Here is a 16,927-nt window from a genome sequence, read left to right on the forward strand (position 1 = left end):
TTTCTTATCATACAAAATGCATAAATGCCTATAGTCTCTATTAACGGCTTAACCGGGAATACTGTGAAGGGGTCTTCTTGGATGTTAATCTATGATATGACCAGACTTAAAAGTTTAATATAATGGCATATATTTCTTTACTTTTTAATGTATTATGCAAAATCATTTACGATTATTAACGCCTACCTTACAATCATCTTATATCAATGATGGGATGAGGTTGACCATGGACGAAATCGACCGCAGTATTCTGGAAGCGCTGAAGGAGAACAGCCGGATGACCGTTTCCGACATCAGCAAAAGAGTGAAGCTCTCAATCCCCGCAGTTACGGAGAGAATCCGCAAAATGGACGAGTCCGGAACGATCGAAGAATACACCGTCAGGATTAACCGGGCCAAGGCAGGCTACAAGCTGCTGGCGTTCGTGCTGGTCGTCATCGACCGGACGGAGCAAATTCCCTCGTTTCGCGCATTCATATCAGACTGTGACGAGGTGCTGGAATGCCACCACCTTGCAGGCGAATTTGACTACTTGCTGAAGGTCCTTGTGGAGGACACTGGGGAGCTGGAGAAATTTTTGTCCGATAGGCTGAAAAGCGTGCCGGGAGTGATCAGAAGCAATACCATGATTTCCATGTCTTCACTAAAAGAGAAGTGGAACAGATGAACGGGAGGGGGGGAACACATGATATTCAAGGGGTTAAAATTGGGCCTTCTGCTTCAGCTTGCCGTGGGTCCGGTTTGTTTGTTTATTTTTCACGCCGCCTCGCTGCGCGGCTTCGCCGCAGCCGAAGCGGGAGTCGCCGGCGTATCGGTGGCTGATGGTCTATTCATTCTCGCCGCGCTGCGGGGGGTTGCTCTGCTTGGCGCAGGGCGGAGGCCCGGCGGTATTCTTTATGTGCTCGGAGCAGGCACGCTTATGGTGTTCGGCCTTACTATGATCGCAGGAATATTCGGTTACAGCCTGCTGCCCGTCCTCCCTATTGCGAACGGCTCCGGCCAAGACGGCATGTTTGTCCGCGCCTTTCTGCTGACCGCATCCAATCCGCTGACTCTCCTCTTCTGGACCGGAATCTTTTCGGCAAAGATGGCTGAGCTTAAGCTGCGGAGCAGCGAGCTGACTCAGTACGGGCTTGGCTGCCTGCTGGCGACCGTTCTGTTTCTGACGGCGATTGCGCTGCTGGGGCAGTTGGCTCACCCTCTCGTTACACCTGCGTTCGCACAATGGCTGAACTTTCTTACCGGCATCCTGTTTCTCTTCTTCGCCTTCCGGCTGATCGTCAAATGGATCTTTAGGTCCGAGGCGCCCACAGCATAATGCTGACTCCGGCCAAACAGACCGCTGCGCCGATCCAATCGTACAGGTCGGGTGTCTTTTTGTCGACAAGCCATCCCCATAACACAGCCAGCATAATAAAGACACCGCCATAGGCCGCATACACGCGTCCAAAGCCGGGGAAGCGCTGGAAGGTTGGAATAATGCCGTACACGACAAGGATCAGCGCTCCGGTGATGCCGAACCAGAGCGGCCTTGATTCCCGCAGCCACAGCCACACCAGGTAACCCCCGCCAATTTCCGCAAGTCCCGCCAAAATAAATAACAGTATGGATATTACCATTTGATCACCCCTTCTTCCGGAGTTCGGATATCCGGCTATTCAGTTTTTCGCCGATTCCAGAGGGTAATAGTATTCGAGTTATTTTCAGAAAATCCTCTATAATGTGACAATTCAGAAGCTATTGCGATTTTTATTTCCTAGTAAATGCAATCTGACATAAAACATTTGGTTGAAGCTTGCACCGCCTTTTGACATAATGAGTTAAATAAACAATTACGTCCTTTCATGGGCGGAAAGTATGGAGACAAGGGGGAAGCAGCATTGAAAGGGATCATTACTGTACTCGGAAAAGACAAGGTGGGTATTATTGCCAAGGTATGCACGTATTTGGCAGAAAGAAATGTAAATATTCTGGATATTTCTCAGACGATTGTCCAAGATTACTTCAACATGATGATGATTGTCGATATTTCGCAAGCGGCGAAATCCACCGAGGTTCTGGTAGAAGAACTGCAGCAGATCGGCGAGGAGATTGGCGTGGAAATCAAGCTGCAGCATGAGGATATTTTTAATATTATGCACCGTATTTAAGGCGCTAAGCCGATCCATACAGACTTTTTAATGATAAACGCAAGCGGGAGGGTTACCATGATTTCACTGGTGGAAGTACAAGAAACGAATAAAATGATCCGCGAGATGAACCTGGACGTGCGGACCATTACCATGGGCATCAGCCTGATGGATTGCGCGCATACGGATTTGAAAGTGTTTAACCAAAAGATCTATGACAAGATCACCAAATCCGCAGAGAAGCTGGTAAAGACCGGTGAAGATCTGGAAAAACAGTTTGGCGTTCCGATTGTCAATAAACGGATTTCGGTTACGCCCATTTCCATTGCGGCGGGTTCTCTGAATACGGACAGCTATGTTCCGGTTGCGGAAGCTTTGGACAAGGCGGCTAAGGAAGTTGGCGTCAACTTCATCGGCGGATTCTCCGCGCTTGTGCAGAAGGGCTGCACCACGGGCGACCGCAAGCTGATCGAGAGCATTCCCGAAGCGCTCGCCGTAACGGAAAGAGTATGCTCCTCCGTCAATGTCGGTTCGTCGCGCAGCGGCATCAACATGGACGCCGTCAAGCTGATGGGCGAGATTATTCGCCAGACCGCTGAGCGTACGGCGGACCGGGACTCTATCGGCTGCGCGAAGCTGGTTGTATTCTGCAACGCCGTGGAGGACAACCCTTTCATGGCCGGTGCTTTCCACGGTGTAGGCGAACGGGAATGCGTCATTAACGTAGGGGTCAGCGGCCCCGGCGTTGTCAAACGGGCGTTGGAGGAAGTGAAAGGACAGGACTTCGAGACACTGTGCGAGACGATTAAGCGGACCGCCTTCAAGGTGACCCGTGTCGGCCAGCTCGTAGCGCAGGAAGCATCGAAGCGTCTCGGCGTGCCGTTCGGCATTATCGACCTGTCGCTGGCGCCAACGCCGCTGATCGGGGATTCCATCGCGGAAATCTTCCAGGTAATGGGCCTTGAAGAAGCGGGAGCGCCCGGAACGACGGCTGCGCTCGCCATCCTTAACGACAACGTCAAGAAAGGCGGCGTCATGGCTTCTTCCTATGTAGGCGGACTTAGCGGCGCGTTCATCCCCGTTAGTGAAGACCATGGCATGATTCAAGCCGTACAGCGCGGCGCGCTGACGCTGGAGAAGCTCGAAGCGATGACCTGCGTCTGCTCGGTCGGACTCGATATGATCGCCATCCCGGGCGACACGTCCAGAGAGACGATCTCCGGCATCATCGCCGACGAAGCTGCGATCGGCATGGTCAACAACAAGACGACAGCCGTTCGCCTCATTCCCGTGATTGGCAAGGGAGTCGGCGAGATGGTCGAGTTCGGCGGTCTGCTTGGCTATGCTCCGATTATGCCTGTCAACTCCTTTAACTGCGCGGGCTTTATCGACCGGGGCGGCCGGATTCCTGCCCCAATCCACAGCTTCAAGAACTAAAGCCGGACCGCGAACCCGGTCCGGCCCATGCGCGGTCGGCCGCTTGAGCGCCGCGCCGGAAGGCCAAAAGCCTCCGATCCATCGCTGATTGCTGCGATTGACCGGAGGCTTTTTTCGATTGGAGCGGGCTGCCGTGCGGTATCCCGAGTATGAAATCATTGAACGCGTAATTCCATCCGCTGATCAGCAGACAGCCTTCTCTTCGTAGAAAGCCGCATTTCATTCGTTGACGGATTTCACGGCGGAGCAGATCATTTCCCCCCGGTACCGGAGTGAAATAAGCGCCTGGACACACAAAAACGACCATAAAAAAAGGCCAACCAGAAAAGGGGCTGACCTCATATACGAAGCAGGCCCCGCGTCCGGTTAAGCCACGAAGCCCGCTTTATATTCCTGGACCGTCACCGCTGCTGCGCAGCGGACGGGCAAGCTGAAGGTGGGGAGCAGGAGATGGAGCTGAAGAAGCGATGATATTTGGCACACTGCTCCAGCAGCTTGCCGATCTCTCCCTCTCGCGCCAGCGCTGTCAGACCGGCGCGGGCCAGCCGCTCGGCCGGTCCGGGACCGATCGTGGCGCAGAGAACGATGGAGCAATCCTGCAGCAGCGCCACCGTCTCATCCAGAATCGCCTCCTTGTCCGCTTCCCCGCATTCGGCCTTGCCGTTGCAGTAAGCCTGAATCCGCCGAACGCCCAGCAGCTTCTGCTCTTGCCCTGATACCTCGTAGACAAGAAACTCGCGTGCATGTCCGAAATGTACATTCACCTGGCCCCCGCCGCGCGTCGCCACGGCGATGCGCATGCTGCCGCGCTCTCCTTGCTCTCCCTCATTGGCTTCGCGCCGCTTGTGCTCCGCGGTCGTCCGGTCCAGCCGGATAAGCAGCTCCTCGCGTGCTGCCGGGTCATATTCCCGGGCCGGTGCGTTTCCGGTCTTGACGCCAAGATCTTCGCCAATCAGCCCGACCGCGTCGGCGCGGCATTGGCGGCAATGCCGCATGACCGGCATAACCGCCTCGCTGCGCGCCTGCACCTGAAGCGTCAGCGAAGGAGCGGGCTCCTTGCGTCCTTCCTTCTCATATACGCTGCCAGGCGAGAGAATCAGCGGCATAATATTATGGGAGCAAGCGCCTGCCGCCTTGACCGCCTCGGTCACCTTGATCAGATGGCTGTCATTAACGCCGGGAATCAGCACGGAATTGACTTTGACCTTTACGCCACACTTCTAGCGATCCGCCGGATGCCCTCCAGCTGGTTGTGCAGTAACAGTTCTGCAGCCTCCCTGCCCCTGTAGGCCTTACCTCGGAAGAACACAGCGCGGTATACCTCCGCCCCGATCTGCGGATCGACGGCATTGACCGTGACGGCCACATGGGAGATGCGATGCCTGACGATATCCTCCGAATAATCGGGCAGCTTCAGCCCGTTGGTACTGAGGCACAGCTGCAGATCGGGCAGGCCTTCGGACAGCAGGCCGAAGGTTTCGAACGTCTCCCGCGGATTGGCCAGCGGATCGCCGGGTCCTGCGATGCCGACCACAGTCAGCTGCGGCAGCGAAGCCAGCGTACTGCGCACCTTGGCGTAAGCCTCCTGCGGCGTAAGCACCTTACTGACGACGCCGGGGCGACTCTCGCTGACGCAGTCATATTTGATATTGCAATAATTGCAGTTGATATTGCATTTCGGCGCTACCGCCACATGCATGCGGGCAAAATAATGATGCGCCATCTCGTCGTAACAAGGATGGCGTGATTCGTTCGCCAACGCAAATACCACCTTTCCATCAATTTGTCCAGGCTCGTCCTTCACCGCGAAGACGATATCCCGATCTGGTACGTTAGAGCTTGGCGGCGATTGTCCGCCGCAGCCAGACAAGAAATGCATAATGTACCGCCTGAGGGAGCGACCGGATCGTTCCGATCATTTCCCACGGAAGCGGGCATCTCATGGTGCGACTCTGCCTATGAAGACTTGAGGCTTAAACGAGCGGCAGTGCCGCTCATCTCAAGCCTCCGGTAAACCGGTTGGCTCTGGAATCCGATAACCCGCAAAGCGACAAAAGCCGGACAACTGCCGCTGCAGTCATCCGGCTTCCTTACATTCGGTCGGCCGTGTTCGTTATCCCATAATCCCCATATGCTTAGGGTATTATAGAACGATCCCCAGTTTCTGTCAACGGCGAAAGTAACAAATCCATGGAAAAGCAGCGGCGAGCGGCGATCAGTGACTGACGAATGTTCTTGATTCCGTCAAATTCGAATTCTTATCCAGCCAGTAAATCTATTGACAAAAAATCGATGACAAATCTAAACTGTACAAAACTTATGAGAAAAATAGGATTTATTAAACGAACAGGGGGTTATACTTTCATGGCAACCAGGAATATCCCGGTTTTGCTGCTCGTCTGCTTACGTTTATCCGGCATCGCCCTGCTCTGTATTCTGTGGGAGGTTTTGCCGAGAAGCGGGCTGGTGAATCCGACTTTCTTCCCGCCGTTGTCTGCGGTGCTGCAGGAGATCGCAGCTCTTCTGCGGGACCAGCATCTCCTTGGCCATACGATAGCCACACTGTGGCGTGTGGTTGCAGGCATTGTGCTGGCAGCACTGCTAGCCGTGCCGGCGGGTGCGATTCTCGGGTACTGGCTGCCCAGTCTGGCTGCGGGACTGAACCCGCTGTTCCGCATTCTGGCCCAGGTCAATCCCTTTTCGCTCATGACGGTATTTCTGCTGTTCTTCGGGATCGGGGAAAAGGCGAAGCTGATCATCGTCGCCTGGGTCGCATTCTGGCCTCTGCTTCACCATGTCATTGGCGGTGTGCAGAATATAGATGCGGACTTGCTGAAAGCGGCGCGCAGTATGGGAACCTCTCCCTCGCGGCTGTTCTTGCAGATCATACTGCCAGGGGCGGCTCCCTCTATTTTGCTGGGGGTCCGTACGTCGATTATCTTGCTGTTGGCTATTCTGGTGGCCGGAGAAATGCTGGGAGGCTTGGCCGGTCTCGGCTGGCTGCTTCATTGGTCCAGCAATTACTACTCGTCCCCGTATGCCACGACGCCAATCTTTGCCGTTGGGCTATGTATTTCCCTGATTGGCGTCGCTCTGAGCGCCGTATTGCGCAAGCTGGAACGCGATCTGTTTTTCTGGAAGCCTCTTGAATCCGCATGGAGTGCGGCGCCCGCCCCCCGTAAGCTGCGAGGCAGGCCAAACCGTATTTTTGCGGTTACCGTATTGTCCGCTATGTTGCTGATTCTCGTGGCTGGTGGCGCGTCAACAAGCCGGCTGAGCAGAACGAACGGCAGCTTCTCGGGAGAGGGTGATGTGCCTTCGCCATCCGCCAGCGATCACAGCGGCCACATGTCACATGAGCATTCGTCGCCTGCAGCCGGGCATTCCGGTCATTCAGGCCATACTTCGCCATCCGCTTCACCGGTACAGTCCGGACATCCTTAACAGATCTGGCGATAAATAAATTGTGTCGGGAGGAACGTAAGTGAATGTGTTAACAAAGCTTGGCAAGCGTTATACTGTCGTCATCGCCTTCCTCGTCCTGTGGGAAGCCAGTGTAAGGTTCGAATGGGTAGACCCCCAATTCATTCCTCCGCTCACGCGGGTGCTTCAGTTCATCGGCGAACAGGCGGCAACAGGAGCGCTGGCGCACCATCTGCTGATTAGCCTGGGGCGCGCCGCCGGAGGACTGGCCATCGCCCTGATTGCAGGTGTGCCGCTCGGAATAGCCCTGGCCGGCTGGCCGGACAAGATCCGTATTGCCACCAGGCCGGTGCTGGAGTGGCTCTCTCACATCAATCCCTTTGTTGTGTTTCACATCATCATCGTATTCATGGGAGCCGGCGAGCCCACGAAAGTCTCGATTATCGCCTGGGCCTGCATTTGGCCGATTATGTTCAGCACGCTGTCCGGGATGATCCATGCCGACGCAGACATTGTCAAAGCGGCGCGTTCATTTGGGCTAAGCCGCCTTCGGCTGACGACGAAAGTCCTGCTTCCCTTAGCCTTCCCCTCCATCTTGACCGGAACACGTCTAGCTGCGGGCTATGCGCTGCTGTTTCTGATCGCGGCTGAAATGATGGGATCCAGCTCCGGCCTGGGCTTCATGATTTATACGGCGCAAGCCAATTATCAGATTGTGGAGATGTTCTCCGGAGTTTTGATTATTGCGGTCCTGGCCATCGTGCTGGACGGAATCATGTCAGCGGCAGGCAAATGGCTAGGCCATCCCGCTATAAAATGACAACCAATATAATAATGTTACAAATTTTCGAACTGAACGATTTATGTAAGTTCATGCGTTGACAATCATGAAAGTCTTAGAATAAGCTTTAATCTATAAATCTCATAAGAATTATCGGATTAAAGAAAGTTGACCAGTAAGCTGGAGACTAACGTTCTTCCCCTCGGGAAGTTCGTTTAGTCTCTTTTTTATATTACACCGAGGCAGGTGATGAAGGGCTGAATAGTTGCATCTTTATATGTTAAAATTTAACTTAAATTAAAATTTTTAGGAGTGTGAGAAAGATGGCAGATGGTAAAAAGAAATGGGTTATTATTTCCGTAGTCGCCGCTTTGGTGGTAGTAGGAATCGGCGTGGGCAGCTACTTGGGGCAGACGAAGAAAGGAATCGGCATCCAAGGCGCCGCAGGGTTATCGACCTTAAAGAACGCAGGGTTTGACCCGGCCAAATCCGGCAAGAAGGTGTACACCATCAAAACCGACACCAAGGTCAACTGCTCCTCCACACCATGGGTGATTGCCGAGAAAAAAGGCTTTTTCGCCGAGGAAGGGATCAATGTGGAATATACCGGCGAGCTGACTACCGCACAAGTACTTCCCTCCATCTTGAACGGAACGAACAATGTCTCCAGCACCCATGTTAACAATATCGCCACCTATATCGCCGGCGGGGCCAAAATCAAGGGCGTTACGATCGGCGGAGTTGAACCGAAGCCGGATGTTGATGAAAAATATCATCACATGAAATTCTATGTCAGCCCCAAGGCGGGTGTTTCTTCCCTGGATGAGCTGATCAAGAAGAAGAAGGGTGAGAAAATTACGATCAACGGCACCGTACCGAGCTGCACAACCTTTATCGCCACCAACGCATTCGACCATCTGGGCTTCAAGCGTGATCAAATCAAGTTTGTCGCTTTCGAAAGCGACACGGCGGCCTTGCAGGCCAACCAGCAGGGCAATATTGACATCGTCGGCGTCCATCCACCCTTTTACAAGTTGGCAAAGGACTCCGGTCTGATCGAAATTTTCGACACGGCGGATACCGGACTCGGCGAAGCGGCAGGCACAACCTTCTACTACTTCACGGAACAATTTATCAAGGATAATCCCGAAGCCATCCAGGGCTTTGTCAACGCGATTAAGAAAGCGCAGGACTGGATCGTCAACCCGGCGCATGAGGAAGAAGCGATCAAGCTGACCGGCGACTATATCGGCCAACCGGTAAACGCCGTGCACTACTACTACACTGGAAAAGGATTCCAGGACAAGCTGATCCAGCCTTGGATTGATGACCTCGTTGTATCCGGATCCTTGAAGAAGGATCAGCTTCACGTCAATGACCTGATCACCACCCAGTTTGACCCTAGCTGAAATGCCATTATGCAAAGGAAAAGCGGCGATTATTCGCCGCTTAATTACAACCAATAGTTGAGGGAGAACCCGATTATGACTAAAAAACTGAGACAAATCGCATTTTACGGCAAAAGAGGACTCGGCAAATCCACCACTTCGCAAAACACCCTGGCTCAGCTGACCGTTCCCACTCCGATCGATATGGACGAACTGGAACGGCTGCTGATTGATTTCAGTGTGGTAGAGGATGAGGACACGGCTCTGCAGACGCAAGCCCCTAAGTAAGGAGGATGGAAACGCGATGAAATGGATCATTTCGGTTCATCGGAAACTGTTAAGCTTTTATCTTTTTTTCCTGGTGCTGATCGTTTGGGAGCTTGCGCCGAGGCTGGGACTCGTTAGCAACGTATTTGTCCCGCCCTTCTCGCGGATCGTAAAGACCGGAGTCGAACTGGGACTGACAAACATTTTTCTCTACATTTCCATCAGCCTGAAAAGAGTGTTTGTCGGCTTTGTCCTGGCTACCATTTTGGCCCTGCCGCTTGGCTTTATTCTGGCCGGAGCCATGCCGAAGCTGGCCGCATTTCTCCACCCTCTCACCAAATTTCTCTCCAGCATCCCGCCGTTTATTCTATTTCCGGTCTTCGTTATCATTATCGGAATCGGAGAGGGAGGCATCTATACGGTTATCTTCTGGTCGTCGTTCTGGCCGATATTGTTCACGACCATAGCCGGTATTCAGAATGTCGATCCGCTGCTGATCCGGTCGGCCAAATCCATGAATGCGGGCAAACTGGTGATCTTCACAAAGGTGATCCTGCCCGGCGCCTCGCCGACATTGATCACCGGACTCCGTACCGGACTGACCATGAGCTTCTTCATGCTGATCGGTTCGGAGAGCATGGGCGCCGATTCCGGTATGGGCTGGATGATCCACAATGCCCAAAGCATGGGGTTTGTCGAGCGCATTTACCTTGGAGCCATTATGGTTGCAGGCGTCGGTCTGGCGCTCAATTATGTGCTTGAATACCTGGAGAGTGCAGTGCTGCATTGGCGGCAGGCTCCCGATTCAAGCCATAAAGCCGCGGCCTAGCCGGATCTTATCTTAAGTAAAGGAGGACGAGACGGGTTCCATGAATTCCACCGCAGTCAAGCTTAAAAAAATCGGCATCGGCAGCATCCCGATCCTGTTGTTCTTCATTTTCTGGGAGATCGGCGCCCGAATCATTCCGAAGGGCGTCATCTCGCCTCCCAGCGACGCGATTCTAGCCATCTTCCGCTCGGCATTCTCCGACGTGCTGCTGGGGCAGACGCTAATCAGCCTGTACCGGGTGCTGCTCGGGTTCTTGCTCTCGCTGATTATCGGTATTCCGCTCGGATTTTTGCTCGGTACCTTTTTTAGTTCGGCGGAAAAAGCGTTGCTGCCTTTCTTCCGCACCTGCGAGAAGCTGAACCCCTTCGCGATCATTCCGATTTTCATGATCTTCTTCGGAATCGGAACTTCGGAAAAGGTGGTCGTCATCTTCTGGTCTGCGCTCTGGCCCGTACTGTTTAATACGATGTCCGGAGCCAAGGATATCGATTACAACCTGCTGCGGGCGGCACGGTCCATGGGAGCTACGCGCAGAGAGCTGTTTACCAAGGTCGTCCTGCCGTTCACCGCGCCCAATATTTTTATCGGTATTGAATTTGCCGCCCAGCTATCGTTCTTCATGATTATCGCATCTGAAGTCATCGGTGCCAGCACGGGGCTCGGATGGTATTACATCAACTCTACCGCCCGCTATGATCTGCCGCTCATGTACGGCATCGTCCTGTTCATCACCGTGCTGGGCATTATCATCAACCTGTTGTTCGCCAGACTGAAAAAGCGCTTTCTGGTATGGAAAGAAGCGTCACAGCTTCACTAAACATTGGAGCTTTGTACCATTTGCCTGTCCGTTCGAAACGGCCGCAGGGCCGCAGGCGGTCACCGAGCCGGCTGCCGGAATGAAGCACCAAAGATCAAACGCCTCCGTTCCATTCGCGATCAGCGATGGATCGGAGGCGTTTCTTTTTTCCTAAGTGTGCTATATCTATGATCTAAGGATTCCCTCACCTTGAACTCATTAGGGTCATCCTCTGCCCTCTCCCGGTCTGTGCTGACTAACCTCTACACGAACCCGTCTTGTGTGCATGAACCGCCAGCCCGTCAGCAGAGCCGCCGCCAGACTGATTGCCGCTGAAGTGATTAACACGACATGCATGCCCGCCAGAAAAATATCGGGACGGTCCGGGATCAAACCGGTGACGCGATAGCCGGCTTTGCCGCTCATCACATGGAACAAGGTGGTGGTGGCAATGGTAATGCCGACGACCATACCGATATTGCGCACCAGCGAATTCACGCTGCCCGCCGAACCGAGCTCAGTGCGGGGCACTGTGGACATAATCAGGGAGTTGTTAGGGGACTGAAACAGTCCGTTGCCAACCCCTAGCATCGCGATCCATACACCCACGAGCCAGACTGGACTCCCGTCATGAAGCTGAGCCAGTCCGAATTGGGCGATGACCATGACGACCAGTCCGGCAAATGTAAGAAATTCCGAGCCGATCTTGTCCGACAAAGCGCCGCTCAGCGGGGCGATGACTACCATGCTTATCGGAAACAGCATGAGCAGAAAGCCCGCCGAAGACGGAGACAGGCCAAGCATGTTCTGTGTGTAGAATGGCGAAATAATGTTAAAGCAGAAGTTGGCGGCGAATACGAGAAACCCGCAAAGAATGCTGAGCGAGAACAGCGGATTCTTGAAGAGATTCAATTGCAGCAGCGGCTCGGGCCTCCGCAGCTCCACCTGGAGAAAGGCGATAAAGGCTAGTACGGCAGCGCAGAGCGCAATTATTATGCCGGTACTCCCGTATCCATGCTGCTGTCCGAGCAGAAGGCCCGTAAACAGAGCAATAATGAAACATGCGAACAGCAGGCTTCCGGGAATGTCGACTCTCGCCTTCACCTGGATCAGATCTTTCGGGAGCACCTTCCAGCCAAGGAAGATTGCCATCAAGCCGATCGGAACATTCACCCAGAAGATATACTCCCAGCCGAGATTGGCAACAATAATGCCGCCAAGGCTTGGACCGGCGATACTTCCAAGAGAAACGAAGGTGCCCATAAGCCCGAGCGCCTTCCCCCGCTCCGTTGCCGGAAAAATATCCGTCACAATACCCTGGCTGTTCGCCATGGTCATTGATGCGCCCATCGCCTGAACAACCCTGGCCGCCACCAGCACCGGCAGCGAACCGCTCAGCCCGCACAGCAAGGAACCAAGGATGAAGACGACCGTGCCGATCTTGAACAGTCTAATCTTGCCGGCGATATCTCCAAGTCTTCCGAAGAACAGAATCGCCGCGCAAATCGCCATCAGATAGCCGGTGGTCACCCATTCGATCTGTGCGATCGGCAGATTCAGCTTCTCCGACAGCACCGGCAGAGCAATGTTCACAATGCTTCCGTCCAAGGTGGACATGAAAATAAACAGATTTAATACAATAAGAATCAGCCAGCGGCGGCCCTGTACGCCGGCATCCTCTTGATAAGTTCCCCGATTAATTGTGCTCATAAGCCACCTCTTTTTCGCATGTACCGATTTAGTTGCATACGCAACTATCTACAATTCAAAGTGTACTGCAATTTTGTTGCGCGCGCAACTATATTGCGGTAAAATTTTTTTATCATGATGAAAGCATGCGAATATGAACCCGATATCCCGAAAGGAGTGCTTATGAAAGAATCCGATCCTAATAAAAAAGAACCGATCGGTAAGCTGATCTCCTATATTCACCGAACTCAACTGAAACGCATGTCCCGCTCGCTCGGCGAGTACGGAATCGGCGGCGGCGGGCAGTACAGCTTCCTTAAGGCGATTCTCATGTCTCCGGGAACAACGCAGGACCAGTTGACCGTAGGCCTCAAATTTGACAAGGCCACCACCGCCCGCTCGGTCAAGCAGTTGGAAGCTGCAGGCTATATCGAGCGCAGGGCAGACCCGGAGGACCGCCGGTCGCACCAGCTCTACCCCACTCATAAAGCAATAGAGTTCCAGCCGGTGCTTCAGACCCTTTTGGATGAATCCAACGCCAAGCTGACACGCGATTTGACGGATGAAGAAGAGGATCAACTGATCGCCCTGCTGCAAAAGCTCAATCTGGAGGATTGAAAAAATACAAAAGCGGCGCTCTTCGCTTGAGGAGCGCCGCTTTGTTGATGTGCCGAAACAGAATCTTTTGCCACATATCAAATAAGCCGTTAAAATGATTAATTATCGCAAAATCTTTATTTTTTATGAGGAAAGGAACCCTTTGTCATGTCTATTGAAAGTGTAAAAGCACACTTCCACGAAGTTGGAAGAGAGCAGCATATCATGGAATTTGAATCCTCCAGCGCTACTGTAGAGACAGCCGCGGAGACGATCGGCGTCATCCCCGCCCGTATAGCCAAAACGCTGTCCTTCTACGGCGAAGGCGAAGCCGCAATCCTGGTTGTGGCCGCCGGCGATACTAAGGTCGACAACAAAAAATTCCGGAGCGAGTTCGGATTCAAGCCGAAAATGCTGTCTCCGGAGGAAGTACTGAAGCAGACCGGACATGCCGTCGGCGGCGTTTGCCCATTCGGACTGGCTAATGACCTCGAGGTCTATCTTGATATCTCCATGAAGCGCTTTGATACCCTCTTCCCCGCCTGCGGCAGCTCGAATTCCGCAATTGAACTTACCTGCGCCGAACTGGAGCAATACTCGGGCGGCAAGGCATGGGTCGATGTCTGCAAGAACTGGGAATAAGGGCTTGCCGGGTTAATGGCCGGAGGCCGCTGCTTCTTCTTCCGTACCAACCATTTTGCTGCTTCCCATGAACAGCGAGGCGAGAAGGGCCAGCACCGCCGGAATCATGGCCCAGGCGAAGGTTTGTGTGATGGATGAAGCCAGCCCCTCCGTGATTTTGCTTAATATCTCCGGCGGAATCAGCGCCCTCGCAGCCGGGGACAGCAGAGTATGGGGGTCCGAGAGATTGATCGCTCCCGGCCCGCCTTGAGCCGCTCCCGATGCCGCAGTCAGACTCCTCAGCCGGTCCGTCAAGTAATGGCTCTGGATAATGCCGAAGGAGGTAATGCCTACTGTCATGCCCAGGGACCGGATGAAATTCAGGGTTGCGCTCGCCGATCCGCGCTGCCGGGCGGTCAAGCCGTCTATGGCGGCGTTGCCCAGAACCGAGAAAGACGCGCCGACGCCAAAACCGATAAGAACCATATACACAGTGACGAGCAGCCGCGTCGCATCCGGCGGAAGCGTGGAGGCCAGCCAGATTCCTAGCGCCAGAAGCACGAGGGTAGGAACCATCAGGCTGCGGTAGCTGAATTTATTCATCAGGAAGCCTCCTGCGGTTGCCGAGATAACGGAACCCACCATCATCGGCAGAAGCACCAGACCGGAATTGGTGGCCGTGCCCCCAAGCACGCCTTGAATAAAGATCGGGATATAAACCGAGGCGACAACGAATGTCGCTCCGCTGAACAGAGCGATCAGAATGCTGAAGGCATACAGCCGCCGGCGGAACAATCCGAAGGAAATGATCGGCTCCTCCGCCTTCGTCTCCACATACAGAAACACCGCAGCAAGCACCGCAGCCGCGCCGAACAGGCTGAGAATAAACCCAGAATTCCATGCATATTCTTTGCCGCCCAGTTCCAGCGCGAACATCAGGCAGATCACCGCCCCAAGCAGCGTACCTGCGCCAAGCCAGTCAATCGGCTGCTTCGAATGCTCATGCGATTCCTTGTAAAAGAACGCCACCAGCACAAAGGCAAAGACTCCGAGCGGCAGGTTGATGTAAAATACCCACTGCCAGGCGATATGATCCGTAATGTAGGCGCCGAGCAGCGGACCAAATATGCTGGACAGTCCGAATACCGCGCCAAAAGCGCCGCCCAGCTTCCCGCGGGACTCAAGCGGCACCGCATCGAACATAATCGCGAAGGCTATCGGCACCAGCGCTCCGCCGCCTATCCCTTGCACCGCCCGGTAAATGGCCAGTTGGGTGATGCTTTCAGCCGTTCCGCACAGCGCGGACCCTGCCATAAACACCAGAAGGCCGAACACGAAAAATTTCTTGCGGCCGTACATATCCGACAGTTTGCCGAAGATCGGCATGCCCGCCATCTCGGCGACGAGATAGGCCGAGGTAACCCAGACGAATTTGTCCATCCCGCCCAATTCCCCAACGATGTTCCCCATGGCCGTCGCCACGATCGTACTGTCCATGGATGCCATCAGAATGCCCAGCAAAAGCCCGGCAATGACCAGGCCCAGACGGTTATTCTTTTTATCACTCATACTCTCCACTCCCGTTTTTCTATAAGTATCCGGTTTACAGTTTAACCTGGCGACGCACATTCGCACTCTTGTGTATCTCCAGTGCTTCTCTGTATTCCACCGTTTCGATCTCACAGCCAGGTCCGATAATGACATTTCCGCCCCTTACCGTTTCGGCCGCCACATGCTCAAGCTCCACGAAGTCGCCTTCAATACTTCTTCCCTCGAAGCGGGCTTCCTGGCCCGGTTTGACCATCTTCATCAACAAATATCCCTTGCTTCGTTTGATTCGGATCTTGCCTCCACCGACATCTCCCGCCCGGCTGTATCCGATTAGATTGATATCCAACTGATCTCCGCTCAGCAGTCCGCCGATCTCCACCACGCCGGTAAGCCGGAATTCTCCCGCCTCGCAATCACCCTTCACTCCGATGTGTCCTTCAAACGCAAGCCGCTCAGCCCTTATCCCGGAACCCGCCATCAGTTCTCCGCGCCCCTTTACGGACAGTGCATCGATATGGCCCTGCACTCCGCATTCACCGGTCAGCTTGATTTCTTCCGCCTTCAGACTGCCATCAATTTCCGAATTCCCGGTCAAGCCGAACTTTACACAGTCGACATCTCCCGAAAACCTGCACTCACCCGTTATACCCACATTTCGGAACGAACCTCCGGCGGATGACGTTGTGCCCATTATTTTGAAATTACCGCGAGCTGTATCAGTCACCGGTCTTCACTTCCTTTCCAATACGGGCTCCGGGGTGGACCGTTAATCCGGTTCGGTATTCCACCAACCCGACGGAACAGCCCTCTCCGATAATAACATCATTCCCTCTGACGACATCCGCATTTGTATATTCCAAGTCCAGATCATCTCCCTCGATGACCCTCGCGGTAAGCATCGGCTTCAGTTTCGGGATGATTCCGCCCAATAACCGGTTCCATAGACTCTGATCCCCCTGACGGACCTTCAGACTCTCCACTCCGATTTCATGAACTTGCCCCGCTCCCTCCAGCCGGATGTCTACATGTCCCGCGCTCAGCAGACCCTCAATCGTAAATCCCCCCACGCCTCTGAATTCCTCTAATTCACAATCCCCCTTTGCGGTCATCAGCCCGTTCAGAACACAGTTCTCGCCTATGACGCTGCCATCGATATGGAGGATACCGTCCAATTTCATTGTATTGATCCGCAGAGGCCCTCCGAGGCTCATTATACCATTAACTTCCATGCCTTCGGTAAACAATCCTCCTTTCACCCGAATCTGCCCGTTCGCTTTGAATAACCGCGCATTTAGCGAACCCTCGACTTTCCCCACTCCGTCTATAAGGACTTTGTCGTAAGCCCCTCCCGCAGCGCTGCCGACTCCATTAAGGATAAGATCCGGCCGCTGCCCTAGCTCCTTATCTTCCTCTGTCACT

Annotated in this window: 20 protein-coding genes; 12 read left to right on the forward strand and 8 right to left on the reverse strand. The window is 53.9% G+C overall.

All coding sequences use genetic code 11. The features are described from left to right. The first annotated feature begins 226 nt into the window (after nucleotides 1–226). Both PDUR_RS16290 and PDUR_RS16295 read left to right on the forward strand, forming a co-directional pair. Complete coding sequence (locus PDUR_RS16290) at nucleotides 227–667, forward strand: Lrp/AsnC family transcriptional regulator (protein ID WP_042207209.1); 441 nt, start codon at nucleotides 227–229, stop codon at nucleotides 665–667. Nucleotides 668–685: 18 nt separating this feature from the next. Beyond that, nucleotides 686–1,318: a LysE family transporter gene (locus PDUR_RS16295; RefSeq protein ID WP_042207210.1), complete on the forward strand. Its 633-nt coding sequence runs from the start codon at nucleotides 686–688 to the stop codon at nucleotides 1,316–1,318. Here PDUR_RS16295 and PDUR_RS16300 read toward each other — a convergent pair. Continuing rightward, nucleotides 1,293–1,619, reverse strand: a complete 327-nt coding sequence (locus tag PDUR_RS16300) for a YnfA family protein (RefSeq protein WP_042207211.1) — start codon at nucleotides 1,617–1,619, stop codon at nucleotides 1,293–1,295. The genes PDUR_RS16295 and PDUR_RS16300 overlap by 26 nt on opposite strands. A gap of 261 nt (nucleotides 1,620–1,880) precedes the next feature. Between PDUR_RS16300 and PDUR_RS16305 the strand changes: the two genes are divergently transcribed. Beyond that, nucleotides 1,881–2,150: an ACT domain-containing protein gene (locus PDUR_RS16305; RefSeq protein ID WP_025695090.1), complete on the forward strand. Its 270-nt coding sequence runs from the start codon at nucleotides 1,881–1,883 to the stop codon at nucleotides 2,148–2,150. Nucleotides 2,151–2,207: 57 nt separating this feature from the next. Next, complete coding sequence (locus PDUR_RS16310) at nucleotides 2,208–3,566, forward strand: PFL family protein (RefSeq protein WP_042207212.1); 1,359 nt, start codon at nucleotides 2,208–2,210, stop codon at nucleotides 3,564–3,566. Here the strand turns inward: PDUR_RS16310 and PDUR_RS16315 are convergent. The 3 genes from PDUR_RS16315 to PDUR_RS27360 all read right to left on the reverse strand — a co-directional run bounded on the left by PDUR_RS16315 (nucleotide 3,556) and on the right by PDUR_RS27360 (nucleotide 5,445). Further along, a complete protein-coding gene (locus tag PDUR_RS16315) occupies nucleotides 3,556–3,873 on the reverse strand; it encodes a hypothetical protein (protein ID WP_042207213.1) in 318 nt (105 codons plus the stop codon). The genes PDUR_RS16310 and PDUR_RS16315 overlap by 11 nt on opposite strands. A 94-nt stretch (nucleotides 3,874–3,967) precedes the next feature. Beyond that, nucleotides 3,968–4,756 (reverse strand): NifB/NifX family molybdenum-iron cluster-binding protein, encoded by a 789-nt coding sequence (locus PDUR_RS27355; RefSeq protein WP_052410249.1) that lies wholly within the window; start codon nucleotides 4,754–4,756, stop codon nucleotides 3,968–3,970. 17 nt (nucleotides 4,757–4,773) lie between these two features. Beyond that, nucleotides 4,774–5,445: a radical SAM protein gene (locus PDUR_RS27360; RefSeq protein WP_052410250.1), complete on the reverse strand. Its 672-nt coding sequence runs from the start codon at nucleotides 5,443–5,445 to the stop codon at nucleotides 4,774–4,776. 485 nt (nucleotides 5,446–5,930) lie between these two features. On the opposite strand from PDUR_RS27360, the gene PDUR_RS16325 reads away from it, so the two are divergent. The 6 genes from PDUR_RS16325 to PDUR_RS16350 all read left to right on the forward strand — a co-directional run bounded on the left by PDUR_RS16325 (nucleotide 5,931) and on the right by PDUR_RS16350 (nucleotide 11,071). Beyond that, a complete protein-coding gene (locus PDUR_RS16325) occupies nucleotides 5,931–7,010 on the forward strand; it encodes an ABC transporter permease (protein WP_052410251.1) in 1,080 nt (359 codons plus the stop codon). A 40-nt stretch (nucleotides 7,011–7,050) separates the two neighbouring features. Beyond that, nucleotides 7,051–7,809, forward strand: a complete 759-nt coding sequence (locus PDUR_RS16330; RefSeq protein WP_042207214.1) for an ABC transporter permease — start codon at nucleotides 7,051–7,053, stop codon at nucleotides 7,807–7,809. A 284-nt stretch (nucleotides 7,810–8,093) separates the two neighbouring features. Beyond that, complete coding sequence (locus PDUR_RS16335) at nucleotides 8,094–9,179, forward strand: ABC transporter substrate-binding protein (RefSeq protein WP_042207215.1); 1,086 nt, start codon at nucleotides 8,094–8,096, stop codon at nucleotides 9,177–9,179. 75 nt (nucleotides 9,180–9,254) lie between these two features. Then, nucleotides 9,255–9,446 carry a hypothetical protein gene (locus tag PDUR_RS29520; protein ID WP_042207216.1) on the forward strand — a complete coding sequence of 64 codons (192 nt, stop codon included), beginning with the start codon at nucleotides 9,255–9,257 and terminating at the stop codon, nucleotides 9,444–9,446. Nucleotides 9,447–9,462: 16 nt separating this feature from the next. Beyond that, complete coding sequence (locus tag PDUR_RS16345) at nucleotides 9,463–10,254, forward strand: ABC transporter permease (protein ID WP_042207217.1); 792 nt, start codon at nucleotides 9,463–9,465, stop codon at nucleotides 10,252–10,254. Between the two features lie 40 nt (nucleotides 10,255–10,294). After that, on the forward strand, nucleotides 10,295–11,071 hold the full coding sequence (locus PDUR_RS16350) for an ABC transporter permease (RefSeq protein WP_042207218.1): 777 nt from the start codon (nucleotides 10,295–10,297) through the stop codon (nucleotides 11,069–11,071). 204 nt (nucleotides 11,072–11,275) lie between these two features. Here PDUR_RS16350 and PDUR_RS16355 read toward each other — a convergent pair whose 3' ends face one another. Next, on the reverse strand, nucleotides 11,276–12,760 hold the full coding sequence (locus PDUR_RS16355) for an MFS transporter (protein WP_042207219.1): 1,485 nt from the start codon (nucleotides 12,758–12,760) through the stop codon (nucleotides 11,276–11,278). A 162-nt stretch (nucleotides 12,761–12,922) separates the two neighbouring features. Between PDUR_RS16355 and PDUR_RS16360 the strand changes: the two genes are divergently transcribed. Together PDUR_RS16360 and PDUR_RS16365 are read left to right on the forward strand one after the other, a co-directional pair. Continuing rightward, complete coding sequence (locus PDUR_RS16360) at nucleotides 12,923–13,357, forward strand: MarR family winged helix-turn-helix transcriptional regulator (protein WP_042207220.1); 435 nt, start codon at nucleotides 12,923–12,925, stop codon at nucleotides 13,355–13,357. Nucleotides 13,358–13,504: 147 nt separating this feature from the next. Beyond that, a complete protein-coding gene (locus tag PDUR_RS16365; protein ID WP_042207221.1) occupies nucleotides 13,505–13,978 on the forward strand; it encodes a YbaK/EbsC family protein in 474 nt (157 codons plus the stop codon). A gap of 12 nt (nucleotides 13,979–13,990) precedes the next feature. Here the strand turns inward: PDUR_RS16365 and PDUR_RS16370 are convergent, their stop codons facing one another. From PDUR_RS16370 to PDUR_RS16380, 3 genes are read right to left on the reverse strand one after another with little or no spacing between them, the layout of a single operon-like run. Next, nucleotides 13,991–15,526: an MDR family MFS transporter gene (locus tag PDUR_RS16370; RefSeq protein ID WP_042207222.1), complete on the reverse strand. Its 1,536-nt coding sequence runs from the start codon at nucleotides 15,524–15,526 to the stop codon at nucleotides 13,991–13,993. Between the two features lie 34 nt (nucleotides 15,527–15,560). Next, complete coding sequence (locus PDUR_RS27365) at nucleotides 15,561–16,232, reverse strand: hypothetical protein (protein ID WP_052410252.1); 672 nt, start codon at nucleotides 16,230–16,232, stop codon at nucleotides 15,561–15,563. Continuing rightward, nucleotides 16,225–16,926: a hypothetical protein gene (locus PDUR_RS16380; RefSeq protein ID WP_042207223.1), complete on the reverse strand. Its 702-nt coding sequence runs from the start codon at nucleotides 16,924–16,926 to the stop codon at nucleotides 16,225–16,227. Before PDUR_RS16380 ends, PDUR_RS27365 begins: the two co-directional genes overlap by 8 nt. Nucleotide 16,927: the final 1 nt, after the last annotated feature.

Origin of the sequence: Paenibacillus durus (genome assembly GCF_000756615.1) — a bacterium.
GTDB lineage: Bacteria > Bacillota > Bacilli > Paenibacillales > Paenibacillaceae > Paenibacillus_AQ > Paenibacillus_AQ durus.